Origin of the sequence: Candidatus Aalborgicola defluviihabitans, from assembly GCF_016705985.1 — a bacterium.
Lineage (GTDB): Bacteria > Pseudomonadota > Gammaproteobacteria > Burkholderiales > Burkholderiaceae_C > Allorhodoferax > Allorhodoferax defluviihabitans.
In genome coordinates this window covers 284,511-304,350 of sequence record NZ_JADJKN010000002.1, presented here as the reverse complement: position 1 = coordinate 304,350, position 19,840 = coordinate 284,511, and the positions used below count along the sequence as shown (strand labels likewise).

Sequence of the window (19,840 nt, the reverse complement as noted above, 5' to 3'; positions counted from 1 at the left end):
ATGATGCGGCTCAATCTGGTCCTGCTGTTTGCCGTAATGGCCAGCGCCATGTACCTGGTGGGCGTGCAGTACGACTCGCGTCGCATCTTCACCGAACTGGACAAGGCGCGTAGTGAGGCGCATCGTCTGGAGTTGGAAAACGAGCGCCTGCAGGTCGAAAAGCGCGCACAGACCACGCCGGCCCGTGTCGAGAGGCTGGCCCGTGAAAAACTGCAAATGCGCCAGGCCAAGCCTGGCATCACCACTTATGTAACTTATTCGGAGCCGGCTGCACCATGAGCCGAAGCATCCAATACACCTCCAGTCCTTTGCTGGCCAGCCCCACACCGGTGTGGCGCAGCAAGTTGGTGGTGGGCGCCATTGCACTGGCTTTTAGTGGCCTGGCCGCGCGTGCCGCCTACATCCAGGTGGTGGCCAATGACTTTTTTCAGCACCAGGGCGAAGTTCGTTTTGCCCGCACCCTGGACCTGCCTGCCAACCGTGGACGCATTTTGGACCGCAATGGCCTGATTCTGGCCTCCAGTGTGCCGTCACCCAGCATCTGGGCCATCCCGGAAGATGTAGAGATCGACAGGCCCAAGTTACAACAATTGGCCAAGTTGCTCGAGATGCCCGTTGCCGATCTGGCCAAAAAGCTTGAAGACGAGGACAAGACCTTCGTCTGGGTCAAACGCCAGGTGGATGAGGATGTTGGACGCCAGATCGCTGCACTCAACATCAAGGGGCTCTACCAGCGGAAGGAATATAAGCGCCAGCACCCCGAAGGCGAGTCTGCCGCACATGTGGTGGGCTTCACCAATGTGGAAGACAAGGGCCAGGAAGGCGTTGAGCTGACGTTTAACAAGGAATTGGGTGGCCGCAATGGGTCGCGCCGAGTGATCAAGGACCGCCTGGGCCAGGTCGTGGAAGATGTGGGCAACCAGATCCCGCCGGTGGATGGCAAGGACATCCAGCTCAGCATTGACAGCAAGGTCCAGTTCTTTGCCTATCAAAAACTGAAGGAAGCCGTGCTGGAGCACAAAGCCAAGGCCGGCAGCGTGGTAGTGCTGGATACCATCACCGGCGAAGTGCTGGCACTGGCCAACTACCCCAGTTACAGCCCTGACAATCGACGCAACCTCACGGGTGAGCAATTGCGCAACCGTGCCCTGACGGATACCTTTGAGCCGGGTTCGGTGATGAAGCCGTTCACTATCGGCCTGGGGCTGGAAACCGGGCGTGTCACGCCGCAAACCCTTATCGACACCACGCCGGGACGTATCACCATCACTGGCTCCACCATCTCGGATTCGCACCCCAACGGTGTGTTGACGGTCGAAGGCGTGATCCAAAAGTCCAGCAACGTTGGAACCACCAAGATCGCGATGCGGATGCAGCCGCATGAAATGTGGGACCTGTTTACCCAGGCTGGATTTGGGCAAAAGCCCCAAATCGCCTTTCCCGGCGCCGTGTCCGGGCGCCTGCGCCCTTACAAAACCTGGCGCCCCATCGAGCAGGCCACCATGTCCTACGGCTACGGCCTCTCGGCTTCCCTGTTTCAGATGGCACGCTCCTACACGGTGTTCTCGCACGACGGTCAAATTATTCCTGTCACTCTGACCAAGAGCACTGAGCCCGCTGTCGGCGTGCAGGTGTTGTCAGCTCGCACGGCCGCGCAGGTGCGCAAGATGTTGCAAATGGCCGCTGGCCCCGGTGGAACCGGGCAAAAGGCGCAGACCATCGGCTATTCGGTGGGTGGCAAATCGGGCACGGCATATAAGCTCATTGGCAAGAGCTACGGAACGGACAAAAATCACAAGTACCGTGGCTGGTTTGTGGGAATGGCGCCCATTGACAGCCCCCGCATTGTGGTGGGCGTGATGATCGACGAGCCCAGTGCTGGCAAGTACTATGGCGGCGAGGTAGCCGCACCGGTTTTCAGCGAAACCGTGCAGCAGACCCTGCGCATCATGGGTATCCAACCCGATCTGGCGGTGCGCCCCCAGATCGTGGCGCACGCTGTGGAAGAGAGCTTCTGATGCAAGAACTCCGCACCACCGCACAAGCTGCCCAATGGTTGCTCCAGCACGTAACCGGCACCCTGCGCGCAGACAGCCGTAAGCTGGCGCCGGGTGACGGCTTCGTCGCATGGCCGGGTGCTGCGGTAGATGCCCGACAGTTTGTGCCCAAGGCGCTAGAGCAGGGCGCTACCGCCTGCCTGGTGGAGCACGACGGTGCAGATGTCTATGGACTGGACGGCGATCGCGTTGCCAGTTATACCGGACTGAAGGCCGATACCGCGCGCATCGCCGCCGCGTTTTTTGGGGAACCTTCGGCGGCGCTGGATGTGGTGGCCGTCACCGGGACCAATGGCAAGACCTCCACCGTCTGGTGGTTGGCGCAGGCGCTGTCGGCCCTGCCGGCCGCGAAGGCATTGCCGTGCGCAATGGTGGGTACGCTGGGTGTGGGGCAACCCACATCCACGGTTATGTCTACCGGTTTGACCACGCCAGACCCGGTGTTGCTGCAGCACGCGCTGCGTCGATTTGTCGACGAAGGCTTACGGGCTTGCGCCATTGAAGCGTCCTCGATTGGTATTGAAGAAAACCGCCTGGATGGCACGCAGATTCGTGTGGCCATCTTCACCAACTTGACCCAAGACCATCTGGACTACCACGGCAGCATGCAGGCCTACTGGCAATCCAAGCAACGGCTGTTTGCATGGCCCGGCCTGCGCAGCGCCGTGATCAACGTGGACGACGAATACGGTGCGGCACTCGCCCAGACGCTGAGCGGCAATGCGGCCCTCGATGTCTGGACCGTATCCTGCCGCCAGCCGGCACGTCTGCTGGCGCGGTCAATCGGCTATGACGCGCAAGGTCTTCGCTGTGAAGTGGTTGAAGGCAGTGAATCTCACCTATTGAAGACCCGCGCCATTGGCGCCTACAACGTCTCCAATTTGCTCGGTGTGCTGGGTGCCATGCGCGCCCTGTGTGTCTCACTTCGGGATGCTGTGCAAGCCTGTGCCGATCTGCAACCCGTGCCGGGTCGGATGGAATGTTTGGGTGGATCGGGTGAGCCGCTGGTGGTGGTGGACTATGCCCATTCGCCTGATGCGCTGGCCCAGGCCTTGACGGCGTTGCGTCCGTTGGCAAATCAACGCGGCGGACGTCTGTGGTGTGTCTTTGGCTGTGGTGGCGACCGCGATGCATCCAAGCGTCCGTTGATGGGTGCCATCGCCTCCCAAAAAGCGGACCAGGTGGTGGTCACCAGCGACAACCCCCGTAGCGAAAAGCCTGAAGCCATCGTGGCGCACATCCTGCTGGGACTGACCCAAAGCAAGGCAGTGGATGTGCAGACCGACCGCGCCCTTGCCATTGCGGATGCCGTGTCCCGTGCTGGCGCTACGGATGTGGTGCTGGTGGCTGGCAAGGGTCATGAATCCACACAAGAAATTGCCGGCGTTCAGCACCCCTTCTGTGATCAGGAACACGCAGCCCGGGCATTGCGCCAGCGCAGGGCACCAATGACGGAGGCCCCGCGATGAGCAACTTGATGATGACCGCCAACCAGGCCGCCCAGTGGCTGCCCGGATCACGCCTGGAAGGGCAAGGCCAAGCCGCTATCCTGCGGGTGAACACCGACACCCGTACCATCGAAGCCGGTGACTTGTTTGTGGCCCTCAAAGGTGAGCACTACAACGCAAACGACTTTTTGTTGGAGGCCCAGCAGCGCGGCGCGGTGGTGGCGATCTGTCACCCGGACGCAGACCGCAGCGGCCTGACCACTATGGCCTGCATTGTGGTACCTGACACACGGGCGGCTCTGGGTAGTTTGGCGCATAGCTGGCGCATGCAATTCAGCCTGCCCATGATTGCGGTGACAGGAAGCAACGGCAAGACTACGGTGACACAAATGCTGGCATCGATCCTGCTGGCCTGGTATCCCGACGGGGGCTCGTTGGCCACGCGAGGCAATTTCAACAACGACATCGGCGTACCCATGACCCTGCTGCGCCTGAGGGCCAAGCACCGGATCGCTGTGATTGAAATGGGTATGAACCACCCCGGCGAGATTGCCCGTCTGGCGGCCATGGTGTATCCCACTGTGGCCTTGATCAACAACGCCCAGCGGGAGCACCTGGAATTCATGCATACAGTGCGTGCCGTCGCGCTGGAAAATGGTTCGGTTATTACACCCGTTGGATCGCAGGGTGTGGTGGTCTTCCCCCGTGACGACGAATTTGCGCCACTGTGGCAAACGCTGGCTGGCAAGCGCCGCCAGGTCAGCTTTGCGCTCGATACAAAAGATGGTCCCAACGCGTTGGCCTGTTTGCAGGCCCAGTGGAGCGGTGGTGCCTGGCAGGTCCATGCCCGTGGAATGGGCCAGGATTTGCATTACCAGTTGGCCATTGCCGGTCGCCACAACGTCAAAAACTCGCTTGCTGCCGCTGCCGCAGCACTCTCGGCCGGCGTCAGTGCACAGGCAGTGATAGCTGGCCTGAAGGCGTTCTCGCCAGTCAAAGGCCGCTCCCGCGCATTGACGTTAGCGGTGCGGGGTCGTTCAGTGACTTTGGTGGATGACACCTACAACGCGAACCCCGATTCCGTGCGTGCCGCTATCGATGTGTTGGCAGATCTACCCGGGCCCCACCTGCTGGTGTTGGGCGACATGGGTGAAGTGGGTCATCAAGGTCCCATGTTTCATGCCGAGGCAGGCCACTATGCGCAAGCCAAGGGCATTGAACATCTGTGCACTCTGGGCGAATTGGCTGCAGTTGCAGCTACCGCCTATGGGGGCGCGCAGCACCAAGCCAGTATGGAAGACCTGATTCGCACCGTGCAAGACATCCTGCCACAGGTGCGCAGCGTGCTGGTCAAGGGTTCGCGGTTCATGCGGATGGAGCGGGTGGTTGATGCTTTGGCGCCTTTGGTGACCAGCACGCAAGCACAGGAGGAGCGTCGTCATGCAGGTTAAGACGATCCGGGGAGTGATTCCATGCTGTTGAGTCTGGCTCAGTGGCTGCAGGCCCTGTCGCCGGAGTTCGGCTACTTTCGGGTGTTCCAGTACCTGACCTTCCGCGCAGTGATGGCGGCGCTGACCGCACTGTTGATCGGTTTGGTGGCCGGACCTTCGGTGATCCGGCGTTTGCGTGAACTCAAGATCGGCCAGCCCATCCGTGGCTATGCCATGGAGACCCACTTGGCCAAGAGTGGTACGCCGACTATGGGCGGTGTGCTCATTCTCATGTCCATTGCGGTGTCCACCCTATTGTGGATGGATCTGAGCAACCGGTTCGTCTGGATCGTACTACTGGTTACGCTGGGTTTTGGCGCCATCGGATGGGCAGATGACTGGCGCAAAGTGGTGCACAAGGACCCCGAAGGCATGCGTTCGCGCGAAAAGTATTTCTGGCAGTCGGTCATTGGCCTGCTCGCGGCGCTGTACCTGGTTTTCAGCATTTCGGAGAGTTCCAATTTGCGCGTGCTAGAGCTGTTTTTCAACTGGGTGCGTTCGGGCTTTGACGTGAACCTGCCGCCCAAGGCCGGGCTCCTGTTGCCGTTTATGAAAGAGGTGAGCTACCCATTGGGTGTGTTCGGCTTTGTCGTCCTGACCTACCTGGTGATTGTCGGCTCCAGCAACGCGGTAAACCTGACCGATGGTCTGGATGGTCTGGCCATCATGCCGGTGGTGCTGGTGGGTTCGGCCCTGGGCATTTTTGCCTACGTAACCGGCAGTGCCGTGTACTCCAAGTACCTGTTCTTTCCGCACATTCCCGGTTCGGGCGAGTTGATGGTGTACTGCGCTGCCATGGCCGGTGCCGGGCTGGCCTTTTTATGGTTCAACACGCATCCCGCGCAGGTCTTCATGGGCGATGTGGGCGCGTTGGCCCTGGGGGCATCGCTGGGTACCATCGCCGTCATCGTGCGCCAGGAAATCGTGCTGTCCATCATGGGCGGCATCTTTGTGGTGGAAGCCCTGTCGGTCATGCTGCAGGTGAGCTACTTCAAGTACACCAAGAAGCGCTTTGGTGCAGGACGGCGCTTGCTGAAGATGGCACCGCTGCACCACCATTTTGAAAAGCAGGGATGGAAAGAAACGCAAGTGGTCGTGCGCTTCTGGATCATCACCATGTTGTTGTGTCTGGTTGGGTTATCCACCCTGAAGTTGCGATGAACCCGGTCGAATCCACCATTCCCGCTGATCCCACCGCGACGCCTACCGTGGACGCTGGGATGGCGCACGCCTTGCCCGCCACCTTGACTGCCGCGAGCGATGCGGCCGCTTTCGTAGCCCAGATTTTTGCAGCCACCCAGGCCGAAAAGGATGGTAATGCCGACAAGGATGCAAAGGAGCCACTTCAAGCCACAGACGAACTAGTGGACCGTGGCAGCGACACCGCTCCCGCTCTGGGCCCCTTTGCCCCATTGCAGCCGTTGCAGGGCCAAACCGTTCTGATCCTGGGCTTGGGTGCCTCGGGTCTTGCCATGGCCCGCTGGTGCGTACGCGCTGGGGCTACCAGTGTGATCGTGGCCGATACGCGCTCTGCTCCGCCGCAACTGGCGGCGCTGCAGCAGGAGTTGCCCCAAGTGCGATTTGTCGCCGGTGACTTCCATGCTGGTTTGGTTGAGGGCCAGCATCTGGACGCAGTGTACCGTTCACCTGGTTTGAGCCCTTATGCAATTGCTCCTGTTTTAGTAGCTGCTCATGTAACGGGTACGAGGGCTAGCGGTGAATTAGGCTTGTATGTTCAGGCGCTTGACGCCCTGCGCACGGCCCGCGGCTATGCCCCGGCGGTGCTGGCCATCACCGGCACCAACGGCAAAACCACGGTGACCTCGCTCACCGGTCAACTGATTGAACATGCCGGTAAAAGCGTGGCAGTGGCAGGCAATATCGGGCCGACGCTGCTGGATACCTTGTCTGCGCATCTGGATTCCAACACCTTGCCCGAGGTCTGGGTGTTGGAACTCTCCAGCTTTCAGCTCGATGCGGTTAACGCCTTCGAGCCCACTGCTGCCGTGGTGCTCAACGTCACGCAAGACCATCTGGACTGGCACGGCACCATGGCTGCTTACGCTGCGGCCAAGTCCCGTATCTTCGGCCAACACGGCCTGATGGTGCTCAACCGGGATGACCCGGCTGTTATGGCAATGCTGCCAGAGCCGGTGAAAGTCAAGCTGCAGCGTCCACAGGTGCGCGCCCACATCACCTTTGGCACCGACATGCCCCAGCGCCCTGGCGACTTCGGTATCGAAGAAGTCAATGGCATGGTCTGGCTGGTGCGTGCGCTGGAAGCCGATGAAACCCGCCGTAAGAAGAAAGACGAAGCCGAGGAACTGTATTTCCAGCGGCTGATGCCGGCCGACGCCCTGCGCATCCGTGGGCGCCACAACGCCAGCAACGCGCTGGCCGCGCTGGCTTTGTGCGCATCAGCAGGTTGCGCCCTGGGCCCCTTGCTGTTTGGCTTGCGCGAATACCGGGGTGAGCCGCACCGGGTGGAACCGGTTGCCATTGTCAACGGCGTGGAATTTTTTGACGACAGCAAGGGGACCAATGTAGGCGCCACCGTAGCGGCCCTGCAGGGGTTGGGCGCGGACCGTCAAGTCGTGCTGATTCTGGGCGGCGAGGGCAAGGGGCAGGACTTCTTGCCTCTGGCGGCGCCCATTGCCCGCTACGCCCGGGCTGTGGTGTTGATCGGGCGCGATGCGCCCCTGATCCGTCAGGTCGTGGAGGGTGTCGATGTGCCACTGTTGGATGCGGACACGATGGAAGCTGCCGTGCAGATGGCCAACCAACGTGCCCATGCCGGCGACGCGGTGCTGATGTCACCAGCCTGCGCCAGCTTTGACATGTTCGACAACTATGAGCACCGCGCCCGCGTCTTTTGCGGTGCAGTGCAAGAACTGGCCCAAGCCAGTGGTGTTGACATGGGAGGCTCCCTATGAGCGCCTGGGGTCAGACCCTGTCAGGATGGTTCTCCAGCCGCACTGCGTCGGCCGGTGCGGCGCTGCCGGTGCGCCTGGGTGGGCGTGGTTCGTTTGCCGCGACCACCGACATACCCCAGGTGCGCGGTTTTGATCAACCTCTTGCCTGGGTTGTGGTGACCTTGCTGCTCTTTGGGCTGTTGATGGTGTATTCGGCCACGATCGCCATGCCGGACAACCCCCGTTTCACCAAGTACACCCACACCTACTTTTTGGTGCGACACACGATGTGGTTGGCCACCTCGTTTGTGGCTGCCCTCATGGCCTTCCAGGTGCCGATATCGACCTGGGAGAAGTACGCGCCCTGGTTGTTCGTGGCCTCATTGGTGCTGCTGATTGCCGTGCTGATTCCCGGTGTTGGCAAGGTTGTTTATGGTGCGCGACGCTGGATTTCTCTGGGGCCGTTGAGTTTTCAGCCGTCAGAGCTGGCCAAGTTTGCCGTGCTGATCTACGCGGCTGATTACATGGTGCGCAAAATGGCGGTCAAAGAGCGCTTCTTTCGCGCCGTCATGCCCATGGCGCTTGCTGTGGCCATTATCGGCCTGCTGCTGCTGGCAGAACCCGACATGGGCGGCTTCATGGTGATTGCGGTGATTGCCATGGGAATTTTGTTCCTGGGCGGTGTGAATGCCCGCATGTTTTTTCTGATTGCAACCGTGTTGGTGGTGGCGTTCAGCCTGATGATTGCGCTGTCCGAATGGCGGCGCGAGCGGATTTTTGCCTACCTCAATCCCTGGGACGAGAAGTACGCGTTGGGCAAAGGCTACCAGCTCTCGCATTCCCTGATCGCCATCGGGCGGGGCGAGATTTTTGGCGTCGGCCTGGGTGGCAGCGTCGAAAAGCTGCATTGGCTGCCAGAAGCCCATACCGATTTTCTGCTGGCCGTGATTGGCGAGGAATTCGGCTTGATTGGTGTGCTGGTGGTGATCGGCCTCTTCTTGTGGTTGACGCGGCGCATCATGCATATTGGCCGTCAGGCCATTGCCCTGGACCGGGTCTTTGCCGGCCTGGTGGCGCAGGGTGTCGGCATCTGGATGGGTTTCCAGTCCTTCATCAACATGGGCGTGAATCTGGGTGCTCTGCCCACCAAGGGTCTGACCTTGCCGCTGATGAGCTACGGTGGTTCGGCCATCCTGGTCAACATGGTGGCAATCGCTGTGGTCTTGCGCATCGACTATGAAAACAGACAGCTGATGCACGGAGTCCGCGTATGAACGCGACCCAAAAATGCGCGCTGATCATGGCTGGCGGTACCGGTGGCCATATCTTCCCGGGGCTGGCCGTGGCCCAGGCCCTGCGCGAACGTGGCTGGCGCGTGCACTGGCTAGGCGCCCCGAATAGCATGGAAAGTCGTCTGGTGCCGCCCAAAGGCTTCACGCTGGAGACCATTGATTTCTCCGGCGTGCGCGGCAAGGGTCTGCGCACCCTGCTAGCCCTACCGTTGCGACTCTTGCGTGCCCTGGGGCAGAGTCGCCAGGTTCTGCGCCGGGTTCAGCCCGACGTGCTGGTGGGGCTGGGCGGTTACATCACCTTGCCCGGTGGCCTGATGGGTGCGTTGATGGGCAAGCCCCTGGTGCTACATGAGCAAAATTCCGTGGCCGGTATGGCCAACCGGGTGCTGGCCAAGCTGGCGCGTCGGGTCTTCACCGCGTTCCCCAATGTACTGGCGAAGGGGCAGTGGGTGGGTAACCCGCTGCGCTCTGAATTTTTGGTGCAGCCGGCACCCGAGCAGCGCTTTGCCGCGCGCACCGGCCCCCTGCAGTTGCTGGTGGTGGGTGGCAGCCTGGGCGCCAAAGCGCTCAACACCATCGTGCCTCAGGCGTTGGCGCTGATTGCGCCTGGGCTGCGCCCCCTCGTGACGCACCAAAGTGGCGAAAAGCAAATCGACGAACTGCGTGCCAACTACGCCGCCGCCGGGGTAGAGGCCACCCTCACACCCTTTATTGACAACACGGCCAAAGCGTTTGCCGATGCCGATCTCGTGGTCTGCCGTGCTGGCGCCAGCACCGTTACCGAAATTGCCGCCGTGGGTGCCCCAGCCTTGTTTGTGCCGTTCCCCTCAGCTGTAGACGACCACCAGACCCACAACGCCCGATTCCTGGTGGATCAGGGCGGCGGCTGGCTGATTCCTCAAAGCGAGCTGACACCCCGAGTGTTGGCCGATATGCTACAAAAAACAGAGCGATCTATGCTGTTTTCACGAGGGCTACAGGCCCAAAAGCTGCGAAAAATTCTGGCTACCGACGCGGTCGTGGCCGCCTGTGAGGAGCTTTGCCCATGAAACACGCCATCAAACATATTCATTTTGTCGGCGTGGGCGGTTCGGGCATGTCCGGCATTGCCGAGGTGCTGTGCAACCTGGGTTACACCATTTCCGGTTCTGACCTGGCAGACAGCGCCACGCTCAAGCGCCTGGCATCTTTGGGCATTCGCACTTATGTGGGCCATGCGCCAGAGCATGTGGCGGGTGCTGATGCTGTCGTTACCTCTACCGCCGTGCAAGCCGACAACCCCGAGGTCGTCAGGGCCCGTGAAATGAAGGTGCCCATTGTGCCCCGCGCCCTGATGTTGGCTGAGCTGATGCGCCTCAAGCAAGGCATTGCCATTGCCGGAACCCACGGCAAAACAACTACCACCAGCCTGGTGGCCAGCGTGCTGGCAGAAGCCGGACTGGACCCCACCTTTGTGATTGGCGGGCGGCTCAACAGTGTCGGTGCCAATGCGCGTTTGGGTAGCGGCGACTACATCGTGGTGGAGGCTGACGAGTCGGACGCATCGTTCCTGAATCTGCTGCCAGTGATGGCGGTGGTGACCAATATTGACGCCGACCACATGGAAACCTATGGCCAGGACTTTGGCCGACTCAAGAAGGCGTTTGTCGACTTCTTGCACCGTATGCCGTTTTATGGTGTCGCCATTCTGTGCACTGACGATGCTGCGGTGCGCGAGATCGTGGACCAGGTGACTTGCCCGGTTACCAGCTACGGCTTCAACGAGCAAGCCCAGGTGCGCGCCATCAATGTGCGTGCCGTGGGAGGCCAGATGCACTTTACCGTGCAGCGGCGCAATGGCGTGGTCCTGCCTGACATGGATGTGGTGCTCAATCTGGCCGGTCTGCACAACGTGCTCAATGCTTTGTCGGCGATTGCCGTAGCCGTGGAGCTGAGCATTCCGGACCCGGCAGTGCAAAAGGCGCTGAGCGAATTCAAGGGCGTAGGTCGGCGTTTCCAGCACTATGGCGATCTGGCCTTGCCCGGTGGCGGTATGGCCACGATCATTGACGATTACGGCCACCACCCTGTGGAAATGGCGGCCACGCTGGCAGCGGCACGCGGCGCCTTCCCGGGGCGGCGCCTGGTGCTGGCGTTCCAGCCGCACCGCTTTACCCGTACCCGCGACTGCTTTGAAGATTTCGTCAAGGTCATGGGCAGCGCCGACTCGGTTTTGCTGGGTGAGGTGTACGCCGCTGGCGAGCCACCCATCGTTGCTGCCGATGGCCGCGCACTGGCCCGCGCCGTGCGCATTGCCGGCAAGGTGGAGCCTATCTTTGTGGACGATATCGCCGCCATGCCCCAGTCCATAGTGGACAACGCGCTGCCGGGCGACGTGGTCATGTGCATGGGTGCTGGCACCATCGGGACGGTGCCCGGTAAGGTAGTGGAGTTGCTGCAAAATTATGAGCGCTGTAGGCAGGAGGGAAGAGGGCTATGAAGCAATTGGGCAAAGTAGCAGTATTGATGGGCGGCGCCTCGGCTGAGCGCGAGGTGTCCCTTATGTCCGGTGCCGGCGTGCTCCAGGCCTTGCGCTCCAAAGGCGTGGATGCTCATGCTTTTGATCCAGCCGAGCGCGACATGGGCGAGCTCAAGCGCGAAGGTTTTTCGCGCTGCTTCATTGCGCTGCACGGCCGCTTTGGTGAAGACGGCACGGTGCAGGGTGCACTGGAACTGCTGGGCATTCCCTACACCGGCTCCGGCGTGATGGCATCTGCTATCTCCATGGATAAGGTCATGACCAAGCGCATCTGGCTGCATGAGGGTATCCCTACGCCGCGGTACCAGTTGCTGCGTCGCAATGTCTATGACCGCAAGCAGGTGCTTCAGGTGCCCGACACCCTGGGACTACCCATCATCGTTAAGCCGGCGCGCGAGGGCTCTTCCATCGGTGTGACCAAAGTAACGGGCTACTCCGGCATGGTGGAGGCGGTCGAGGCTGCTGGCAAGTTGCCCGACGACATCCTGTGTGAGGAATGTATCGAAGGTGATGAGGTTACCTGTCCGGTGTTGGGCCAGGACGACAACGCCCACGCACTGCCCGTGATCCGCATCGTGGCGCCTGAGGGCAAATACGACTACCAGAACAAGTACTTCACCGACGTGACCCAGTACCTGGTACCGGCCCATCTGCCAGCGGGCGAGGAAGAAGCCATCCAGGCACTGGTGGTCAAGGCCTACCGGGTGCTGGGCTGCCGAGGCTGGGGCCGGGTGGACGTGATGATTGACCGCATCACGCGCAAGCCCTACCTGCTGGAAATCAACACCTCGCCGGGCATGACCGGGCACTCGCTGGTGCCCATGTCGGCCAAGGCGGCGGGTATCAGTTACGAAGACCTGTGCGTGCGCCTGCTGGAACATACCGCACTGGATACTGGAGAGTCTGCATGAGCTCATCCGTGGCGGCGCCCTTGGACGTCAAGCTCATGAACATGACCGCAACAGTCCTGTTCCTGGGTCTGCTCGCCATCGGGGCCGTAGCCACGGTGCGTTGGGTTGTGCGCATGCCGGCCTTTGACATCAAGGGCATTGTGGTAACGGGTGACGTTAGCCACAACAACGCACTCACGCTGCGTGCCAATGTGACGCCGCGTTTGGCGGGTAGCTTCTTCAGCATCGATCTGGCCCGGGTGCGCGCCGCCTTTGAGGCCGTACCTTGGGTGCGTCATGCGGTGGTGCGGCGCGACTTTCCCAGCCGATTGATGGTGACGTTGCAAGAGCACCAGGCCGTGGCTTACTGGGGCTCTGAGAGTGAGCCGCGTTTGATCAACAGCTTCGGCGAAGTGTTCGAGGCCAATGTGGATGAAGTCGAGCAAGACACGCTGCCACGCCTCAATGGCCCGGAAGGGCAGGCTGCCGACGTGCTGGCCATGTACCACGTGCTTGCCCCCCTATTTGCGCAACTGGAGCTGCCGGTGGAAGCATTGGATCTGTCCAGTGGCGGTAGCTGGCGTGTGGAGCTGGAGAGTGGCGCCAACATTGAGATGGGGCGCGGCAGTGTGGCTGAAATCACCGCGCGCGTGCGGCGTTTTCTCAAGACGCTCACACAGGTGACATCCCGTTATGGACGGCGGGCCAATGCAGTGGAGTCAGCCGATTTGCGGCATGAGAACGGCTACGCCATCCGCTGGGCCGGCGTGAGTACGACGGTGGCAACGGTTGCAGTGCCCAAGAAGTAACGAAAGACGAAATCAACAGGTAATCCATATGGCAAAAGAGTACAAAGATCTCGTTGTAGGACTGGACATCGGAACCGCCAAGGTCATGGTGGTGGTGGCCGAGGTGTTGCCTGGCGGCGAGCTCAAGCTGGCCGGCCTGGGCGTGGCGCCCAGCAACGGTATCAAGCGCGGCGTGGTGGTCAACATCGACGCCACCGTGCAAAGCATCCAGCAGGCGCTGCGGGAAGCCGAACTGATGGCCGACTGCAAGATCACCAAGGTCTATACCGGTATCACGGGCAGCCATATCCGCGGCATCAACAGCAGTGGCATGGTGGCCGTAAAAGACCGTGAAGTGACTGCTGCTGATGTGGCCCGTGTGGTGGAAACCGCAAAGGCCATCAATATCTCTACTGACCAGCGCCTGCTGTTGGTGGAACCGCAGGAATTCATCATCGACGGCCAGGATGTCAAAGAGCCGATTGGCATGAGTGGTATCCGCCTGGAGGCCAAGATTCACATCGTGACGGGAGCCCAAAGCGCGGCCGAGAACATCATCAAATGCGTGCGCCGCTGCGGTCTGGAAGTGGAGCAGTTGATGCTGAACCCGCTAGCCAGCAGTTTGTCCGTTTTGACCGAAGACGAGCGCGAGTTGGGCGTTGCCTTGGTCGATATTGGAGCAGGCACCACCGACATCGCCATCTTCACCAACGGTGCCATTCGCCACACGGCGGTGATTCCAATTGCGGGTGACCTGATTACCAGCGACATTGCCATGGCCCTGCGTACCCCCACCAAGGACGCCGAGGACATCAAGGTTGAAAGCGGGCACGCCAAGCAATTGCTGGTGGACCCCGAAACGCAGGTGGAAGTACCCGGCCTGGGTGACCGTGGCCCGCGCATGCTCAGCCGACAGGCGTTGGCCGGCGTGATCGAGCCCCGTATTGAAGAAATTTTCAGCCTGGTGAACCAAGTTATGCGCGAGTCCGGCTTTGAGGAAGTGTTGTCCAGCGGCATTGTGCTAACCGGTGGCAGCTGCGTCATGCCTGGCATGGTGGAGCTGGGCGAAGACATCTTCCTGAAGCCCGTGCGCCGAGGCATCCCTCAGTACCGCAGCGCTCTGGCTGACATGGTGGCGCAGCCGCGTGCCGCCACCGTTATGGGTCTGCTCGAAGAAGCCCGTATGGCTCGCTTGCGGGGCTATAAGGTATCGCAGAAAAACGGCTCTGTAAAAACGGCCTTCAGTTCTGTCAAGGACTGGTTCATAGGGAACTTTTGACCATGAAACAAAAGCTTTGGCTGGCAAGAGGGAGTCCGCACGAACGATGGCGGAGCACGGACCCGCCACCGACATTCGCAGTCTGATGCAACCGAAAAGAGTCCAACGTAATGAATTTAGTGAACCCCAAGGAGAACCACATGGCCATCGAAATGATTGAAGAAGAAGCGTTTAACCAAGGCACGCAGATCAAGGTGATCGGCGTCGGCGGTGGCGGCGGTAACGCCGTCGAGCACATGATTTGCTCGGCCGTCGGTGGTGTGGAATTTATTGCCGCCAATACGGATGCCCAAGCCTTGAGCCGCAGTTCGGCCCACAAGACCATTCAGCTTGGTGGCACCGGACTGGGCGCCGGTAGCAAGCCCGATAAAGGGCGTGAGGCCGCCATGATGGCTGAGGACGAGATTCGCTCGGCAATTGAAGGCGCCCATATGCTGTTCATCACAGCCGGTATGGGGGGTGGCACTGGCACAGGGGCTGCTCCGGTCATTGCCAAGGTAGCCAGGGAAATGGGCATTTTGACCGTGGGCGTCGTCACTAAGCCATTTGACTTTGAAGGTGGCCGGCGCATGACCAATGCTGATGCGGGCCTAGTTGAACTCGAAGCCAATGTGGATTCGCTCATTGTGGTGCTGAACGAAAAGCTGCTGGAAGTGCTGGATGACGACATCAGCCAGGAAGAAGCATTTGTGCACGCCAACAACGTCTTGAAGAATGCCGTTGGCGGTATCGCGGAAATCATCAATGTCAAGGGTGAAATCAACGCCGACTTTGAAGATGTGCGCACCGTAATGGGCGAGCCCGGCAAGGCCATGATGGGTACCGCCATGGCCAACGGTCCGGATCGTGCACGTATCGCAGCCGAGCAAGCTGTGGCCTGCCCGCTGCTGGAAGGCATTGACCTGTCGGGTGCCAAGGGCGTGCTGGTGCTGATCACGGCAGCCAAGGGTTCTTTGAAGCTCAAGGAATCCAAGCTGGCCATGGAAACTATACGCGCCTGTGCCTCGCCCGATGCCCACGTGATCTACGGCACCGCCAACGACGACACGCTGGACGATAGCATTCGCGTGACCGTCATTGCCACCGGGCTGAGCCGCCAGGGTGTGCGGCGCACTGCCCCTCCGCTGCAAGTGTTGCGTACCGGAACCGACAACGTGCCGTTTCACGTCCCCACGCTCAACACCCCCGTCGGCACACAGGCCTCGGCCGGTGGATCGTCCATGGGCATGGCGCAACCTGACTATGCCGGTATGGGTACTCCCGCTGTCTGGCGTGGGCGTACCTCGGCTGCAGCCAAGGTGGATGCACTGTCCAATGGTGGCATGGACGATTACGAAATCCCCGCGTTCCTGCGCAAGCAAGCCGACTGATATTGCCCCCCTGGTCGCCTTGCTGCGACCCGGTGGCGACTAAAATCGACACTGTGCTCAAACAACGAACCCTCAAGTCCCTGACGCGCGCGGTCGGTGTGGGGCTGCACAGCGGACAGCGGGTGGAAATCACCCTGCGTCCGGCGCAGCCCGATACTGGCATTGTGTTTCGTCGGGTCGATTTGCCGCAGCCGGTGGATATACCCGTGTCCGCGCCAGCCGTGACCGACACGCGCATGGCCTCAACCTTATCCAAGGGCGGCGCCAAGGTTCAGACCATCGAGCATCTGATGTCGGCCTGCGCCGGCCTGGGGCTGGACAACTTGTATGTCGACATCACGGCCGAGGAGGTTCCGATTCTGGATGGCTCTGCGGCCTCGTTCGTGTTTCTGTTGCAGAGCGCAGGGATTGCGTTGCAGAACGCACCCAAGCGATTTTTGCGCGTCAACAAGCTGGTAGAGGTACGCGAAGGCGAGGGCGCCAGTCTGAAGTGGGCCAGACTAGAGCCCTACAACGGCTACAAGCTGAGTTTCGAGATTGTGTTTGACCACCCGGCGGTAGATTCCACTGGCCAGCGGGTGGAATTCGACATGGGCAGGGATTCTTACTCGCGCGACATTGCCCGGGCCCGCACCTTTGGCTTCACCAAGGACGTGGAGATGATGCGCAGCAACGGCCTGGCACTCGGAGGTGGTTTGGACAATGCCATCGTCATGGATGACTACAAGGTGCTCAACGCCGAGGGGCTTCGCTATGACGACGAGTTTGTGAAGCACAAGCTACTCGACGCCATTGGAGATTTGTATTGCGTGGGCAAACCGCTGCTGGCCAGCTACAGTGCTTTTCGCTCCGGCCACGCCCTGAACAACAAGCTGTTGCGGGAGCTGCTAACCCGTGAGGATGCCTGGGACATCGTGACCTTCGAGGACGAGAGTCTGGCGCCCGCCGGGTTTTCGCAATTGGCACGGGCCTGGTAGGCCGGACAGGGTGAATTTGGCGTGGCACTGATTCGTATATTGATCCTGCTGCTGCTCTTAAGCGCGGTAGTGTCTTTCGCTTGTTTTGCCGTCACGGGCCAGCCGCGATTCAAACGGTACGGGTTGACCGTATTGAAATGGACGCTGATTGGTGCCTTTGGCTTCTTTGGTGTTTTGATTCTGGATCGATTGGCGTAGCGCTTCGTCTCAGGCGCACCGCGAGAACGGGTTCCACGCCAGTTGCCTGAGCACCGCCCAGATGCTGGCTTTGCGCGTGGATTGAATCTGGACCCGTTTCTTCCAGAAATGGGGAAGACCGCGAACGGCATCCCGCTTTGCGCGCCATACCACGGCACCATGGCCGCGGGCCGTGAACCACAGTAGCGTTACCAGGTTCAAAGCTATATGCGCCGGCAGGAATAGCCAGAATAGAACACTTGGCATGTTTTTGACGTACACCCAGACCAGGTTGCGATGACCGTGGTAAAGCTGAAAATCACTGTGCTTGCCCACAAAGGCAGAGCCTAGGTGCAGGACACAGGCTGTGGGGACATACAGGGAACGGTAGCCGGCCAACTGCATGCGAAAACCCAAGTCAATGTCCTCCACATACAGGAAAAAGTCTTCATCCAGAAAACCCACATCCCGCAAGGCGGCCACCCGGTACAGGGCTGCAGCGGCGCACGGCGCAAATATGTCAGTCTCCATGTCGTGCCGGGCTGTGCTGACGCAGCCATGCCCCCGCCTCCAGGGCAAGCCGCTGACGTGGTACACATCACCAAGGCCGTCGAGCTGGTTGTGGCTCTCATCGCTGTACATGCGCGAACCAAACGATGCGTACTGTGGATGCGCATGTGCACTGGCCACCAGATTACCGAGCCAATCGGGCAAAGGAAATGCGTCAGGGTTCAAGAGAACAACGTAAGGCCCCAGTGCGCAGGTATTCAAGGCATGATTCACCCCACCGGCAAAGCCCAGATTGCTTTTAAGCAACAACACGGCCACGTCTGGAAATTTCTGTTGGATGGCGGCAACCGATGCGTCGGCACTCTTGTTGTCCACGACGACCGTTGCGAAGTCCTGAAAGTGCTGCTGTGCCAGCGCAGCCAGACACTGGCAGATCATCTCTCCGCCGTTGTAGTTGACGATGACAACGGTTACCAGGGGATGGATCGGTGCGATCCCAGCGGGGTTCACTGGAATAGCCGCGCTATCCAGCGCAGTGGTGATGTCAACTTCCATGAGCTGGACGAAACATAGGCTGATATGGTTGCGGTAAGAGCCTGCAACTGTTCGGCTTGTGTGGAGGCTGCTTGTTTCCAATGTTCTGCTTGTGCACGGAGCTGTTCAACTTCAAGCAATAGGTACTGACGTTCATTTCCGCTTGCCGTAGGTTGGGTCTGGTTCGGTGCCGATTCATTGCTCGGAGCGGTTCGGGGGATTGCACTGATGTTTGGCACATGAATCAGCGGTGTCTTGGATACGATTTGTAACCAAAAATCCCAGTACATCAACGCTTGTGGGGCATCGTGAAATTGGCAACCCTCGTCTGCCAACGAACGTTCGAACATGACGGCATTGAGTGCAAGAAAGTTGCTTGCGCTCAATCGGTGTTCTGACCAAGTAGCATCCTCGGCAAATTGGCCATCACCGTGTTCGGTCACCCACCGAACACCGGTATAAGCACCGCGCGCTCTGTCTTTGGAGAGTGCGCGGACCAACTTCTCCAGATGATCAGGCAGCAACGTATCGTCTGCCTCCAGAAAAAGCAGGTATTTTCCCTGCGCGTTGCGTATACAGAGGTTCATAGTCTCTGCCCGATTCAATGTTTCGCTAGTGGGTGCATACAGCAAAGGAAAGCGCCCGCACCAACTACCTATGAGGTGTGGGGAGTCACTAGTTACGTGCGCAACAATGACCTCTGCATGTGGGTAGGTTTGCACGGCAACGGAGTCCAAGGCCCACTGCAAAGAAGGATTGTTCGCGTTGGGAATAATGACGCTCACCAGTGGCACATCACTCGGAAGCATAGCCAGCCCCATGCTGCGTTGGCGCTGGTACTCAGATTCGAACAACTCCAGAGGACGATTTGACAGCTGACTGTGCTCAATAACCAAATAAGCTTCAGCGGCAGATACCGTGGGACCCAGTGTGTAGCTTCGGAAGCGATTCAACCCCTCAATTTGCGTGTCATAGGCTTGACCGGCCAGCTGTGACTCGAAACATGACATGGCGCTGGCCTTGCGCTCGACCAGGTCACTGATGTCCAAGAGGATATTGGGGCGTGGCATGGGAACGCCCACCTCGAACATCACCAGGCCCGTCTCGGGTGCGCTGCGTCGGGTTGCCTCCAGCGCTGCCATGCCCAAAACACGGTGATCTGGGTGCATTTCATGCAACGAAGGGGCGAAGATCAAAGTCGGCTTAAACCCGTTGATGACATCCAACAGGCGTTGAATCAGGCCTTCTCCATATTCGAGCCCACGGTCGGCAAGACCCCAAAACTCAGGTTCGCCATACCCAAGCGCTCCACCTGCCGCGAGGCTCTCGGTGCGCCGGATGGCGCCATATTCAGGCGCCTTCAGATAGGCGCCGTCGGTCAGGATGATGACGTGAACAATCCCGCCCGCGCCCATTTGACGCATGATTGCACCCCCACATCCGAATACTTCGTCGTCCGGGTGTGGTGCCAATACCAGAAGTCGCCCTTTGGCAAAATTGAGCGTTGCCTCATAGGGAATGAGCCGTTGTTCCATCTACACGTCGCTTTGCTCGTTGGATGCCATGGGGGGCTTGGTTTAAATACTGCGCTTCCAACC

17 protein-coding genes are annotated in these 19,840 nt (G+C 60.0%); 15 read left to right on the top strand and 2 right to left on the bottom strand.

The features are described 5' to 3' along the window. The 15 genes from ftsL to IPI80_RS01715 all read left to right on the top strand — a co-directional run bounded on the left by ftsL (position 1) and on the right by IPI80_RS01715 (position 17,219). Entirely contained in the window at positions 1 to 279 is a 279-nt protein-coding gene (ftsL, locus tag IPI80_RS01785; RefSeq protein ID WP_413856579.1) for a cell division protein FtsL, read from the top strand. Then, positions 276 to 2,018, top strand: coding sequence for a peptidoglycan D,D-transpeptidase FtsI family protein (locus IPI80_RS01780; protein WP_413856577.1), 1,743 nt, complete (start codon positions 276 to 278; stop codon positions 2,016 to 2,018). The genes ftsL and IPI80_RS01780 overlap by 4 nt, the downstream gene beginning before the upstream one ends. Continuing rightward, positions 2,018 to 3,526 (top strand): UDP-N-acetylmuramoyl-L-alanyl-D-glutamate--2,6-diaminopimelate ligase, encoded by a 1,509-nt coding sequence (locus IPI80_RS01775; protein ID WP_413856575.1) that lies wholly within the window; start codon positions 2,018 to 2,020, stop codon positions 3,524 to 3,526. Before IPI80_RS01780 ends, IPI80_RS01775 begins: the two co-directional genes overlap by 1 nt. Further along, complete coding sequence (locus IPI80_RS01770) at positions 3,523 to 4,956, top strand: UDP-N-acetylmuramoyl-tripeptide--D-alanyl-D-alanine ligase (protein WP_413856573.1); 1,434 nt, start codon at positions 3,523 to 3,525, stop codon at positions 4,954 to 4,956. Before IPI80_RS01775 ends, IPI80_RS01770 begins: the two co-directional genes overlap by 4 nt. 21 nt (positions 4,957 to 4,977) lie before the next feature. Beyond that, positions 4,978 to 6,156: a phospho-N-acetylmuramoyl-pentapeptide-transferase gene (gene mraY, locus IPI80_RS01765; protein WP_413856571.1), complete on the top strand. Its 1,179-nt coding sequence runs from the start codon at positions 4,978 to 4,980 to the stop codon at positions 6,154 to 6,156. Continuing rightward, the gene (gene murD / locus IPI80_RS01760; protein ID WP_413856569.1) at positions 6,153 to 7,928 is read left to right on the top strand and encodes a UDP-N-acetylmuramoyl-L-alanine--D-glutamate ligase; all 1,776 of its coding nucleotides are present in this window, start codon (positions 6,153 to 6,155) and stop codon (positions 7,926 to 7,928) included. The genes mraY and murD overlap by 4 nt, the downstream gene beginning before the upstream one ends. Further along, the gene (gene ftsW / locus IPI80_RS01755; RefSeq protein ID WP_413856567.1) at positions 7,925 to 9,181 is read left to right on the top strand and encodes a putative lipid II flippase FtsW; all 1,257 of its coding nucleotides are present in this window, start codon (positions 7,925 to 7,927) and stop codon (positions 9,179 to 9,181) included. Before murD ends, ftsW begins: the two co-directional genes overlap by 4 nt. Further along, positions 9,178 to 10,248: an undecaprenyldiphospho-muramoylpentapeptide beta-N-acetylglucosaminyltransferase gene (gene murG, locus IPI80_RS01750; RefSeq protein ID WP_413856565.1), complete on the top strand. Its 1,071-nt coding sequence runs from the start codon at positions 9,178 to 9,180 to the stop codon at positions 10,246 to 10,248. Before ftsW ends, murG begins: the two co-directional genes overlap by 4 nt. Beyond that, a complete protein-coding gene (gene murC, locus IPI80_RS01745) occupies positions 10,245 to 11,678 on the top strand; it encodes a UDP-N-acetylmuramate--L-alanine ligase (RefSeq protein ID WP_413856563.1) in 1,434 nt (477 codons plus the stop codon). Before murG ends, murC begins: the two co-directional genes overlap by 4 nt. Further along, complete coding sequence (locus IPI80_RS01740; RefSeq protein ID WP_413856561.1) at positions 11,675 to 12,628, top strand: D-alanine--D-alanine ligase; 954 nt, start codon at positions 11,675 to 11,677, stop codon at positions 12,626 to 12,628. The genes murC and IPI80_RS01740 overlap by 4 nt, the downstream gene beginning before the upstream one ends. Further along, positions 12,625 to 13,416 (top strand): cell division protein FtsQ/DivIB, encoded by a 792-nt coding sequence (locus IPI80_RS01735; RefSeq protein WP_413856559.1) that lies wholly within the window; start codon positions 12,625 to 12,627, stop codon positions 13,414 to 13,416. Before IPI80_RS01740 ends, IPI80_RS01735 begins: the two co-directional genes overlap by 4 nt. A 28-nt stretch (positions 13,417 to 13,444) precedes the next feature. Beyond that, positions 13,445 to 14,674 carry a cell division protein FtsA gene (ftsA, locus tag IPI80_RS01730; RefSeq protein ID WP_413856557.1) on the top strand — a complete coding sequence of 410 codons (1,230 nt, stop codon included), beginning with the start codon at positions 13,445 to 13,447 and terminating at the stop codon, positions 14,672 to 14,674. A 140-nt stretch (positions 14,675 to 14,814) separates the two neighbouring features. After that, on the top strand, positions 14,815 to 16,044 hold the full coding sequence (gene ftsZ / locus IPI80_RS01725; protein WP_413856555.1) for a cell division protein FtsZ: 1,230 nt from the start codon (positions 14,815 to 14,817) through the stop codon (positions 16,042 to 16,044). 53 nt (positions 16,045 to 16,097) lie between these two features. Further along, the gene (gene lpxC, locus IPI80_RS01720; RefSeq protein ID WP_413856553.1) at positions 16,098 to 17,021 is read left to right on the top strand and encodes a UDP-3-O-acyl-N-acetylglucosamine deacetylase; all 924 of its coding nucleotides are present in this window, start codon (positions 16,098 to 16,100) and stop codon (positions 17,019 to 17,021) included. Positions 17,022 to 17,042: 21 nt separating this feature from the next. Continuing rightward, complete coding sequence (locus IPI80_RS01715; protein ID WP_413856551.1) at positions 17,043 to 17,219, top strand: hypothetical protein; 177 nt, start codon at positions 17,043 to 17,045, stop codon at positions 17,217 to 17,219. A 9-nt stretch (positions 17,220 to 17,228) separates the two neighbouring features. Here the strand turns inward: IPI80_RS01715 and IPI80_RS01710 are convergent, their stop codons facing one another. Together IPI80_RS01710 and IPI80_RS01705 are read right to left on the bottom strand one after the other, a co-directional pair. Beyond that, positions 17,229 to 18,263 carry a glycosyltransferase family 2 protein gene (locus IPI80_RS01710; protein ID WP_413856549.1) on the bottom strand — a complete coding sequence of 345 codons (1,035 nt, stop codon included), beginning with the start codon at positions 18,261 to 18,263 and terminating at the stop codon, positions 17,229 to 17,231. Then, positions 18,215 to 19,777 (bottom strand): PIG-L family deacetylase, encoded by a 1,563-nt coding sequence (locus IPI80_RS01705; RefSeq protein WP_413856546.1) that lies wholly within the window; start codon positions 19,775 to 19,777, stop codon positions 18,215 to 18,217. The genes IPI80_RS01710 and IPI80_RS01705 overlap by 49 nt, the downstream gene beginning before the upstream one ends. Positions 19,778 to 19,840 lie beyond the last annotated feature (63 nt).

Excerpts from the sequence above, each read along its gene's own strand:
- IPI80_RS01780 (WP_413856577.1), top strand. The coding sequence starts at position 276 with ATGAGCCGAAGCATCCAATACACCTCCAGTCCTTTGCTGGCCAGCCCC.
- murG (WP_413856565.1), top strand. The coding sequence starts at position 9,178 with ATGAACGCGACCCAAAAATGCGCGCTGATCATGGCTGGCGGTACCGGT.
- murC (WP_413856563.1), top strand. The coding sequence starts at position 10,245 with ATGAAACACGCCATCAAACATATTCATTTTGTCGGCGTGGGCGGTTCG.
- IPI80_RS01770 (WP_413856573.1), top strand. The coding sequence starts at position 3,523 with ATGAGCAACTTGATGATGACCGCCAACCAGGCCGCCCAGTGGCTGCCC.
- IPI80_RS01775 (WP_413856575.1), top strand. The coding sequence starts at position 2,018 with ATGCAAGAACTCCGCACCACCGCACAAGCTGCCCAATGGTTGCTCCAG.
- ftsA (WP_413856557.1), top strand. The coding sequence starts at position 13,445 with ATGGCAAAAGAGTACAAAGATCTCGTTGTAGGACTGGACATCGGAACC.
- ftsW (WP_413856567.1), top strand. The coding sequence starts at position 7,925 with ATGAGCGCCTGGGGTCAGACCCTGTCAGGATGGTTCTCCAGCCGCACT.
- IPI80_RS01710 (WP_413856549.1), bottom strand. The coding sequence starts at position 18,263 with ATGGAAGTTGACATCACCACTGCGCTGGATAGCGCGGCTATTCCAGTG.
- IPI80_RS01735 (WP_413856559.1), top strand. The coding sequence starts at position 12,625 with ATGAGCTCATCCGTGGCGGCGCCCTTGGACGTCAAGCTCATGAACATG.
- IPI80_RS01740 (WP_413856561.1), top strand. The coding sequence starts at position 11,675 with ATGAAGCAATTGGGCAAAGTAGCAGTATTGATGGGCGGCGCCTCGGCT.
- ftsL (WP_413856579.1), top strand. The coding sequence starts at position 1 with ATGATGCGGCTCAATCTGGTCCTGCTGTTTGCCGTAATGGCCAGCGCC.
- ftsZ (WP_413856555.1), top strand. The coding sequence starts at position 14,815 with ATGGCCATCGAAATGATTGAAGAAGAAGCGTTTAACCAAGGCACGCAG.
- mraY (WP_413856571.1), top strand. The coding sequence starts at position 4,978 with ATGCTGTTGAGTCTGGCTCAGTGGCTGCAGGCCCTGTCGCCGGAGTTC.
- murD (WP_413856569.1), top strand. The coding sequence starts at position 6,153 with ATGAACCCGGTCGAATCCACCATTCCCGCTGATCCCACCGCGACGCCT.
- IPI80_RS01705 (WP_413856546.1), bottom strand. The coding sequence starts at position 19,777 with ATGGAACAACGGCTCATTCCCTATGAGGCAACGCTCAATTTTGCCAAA.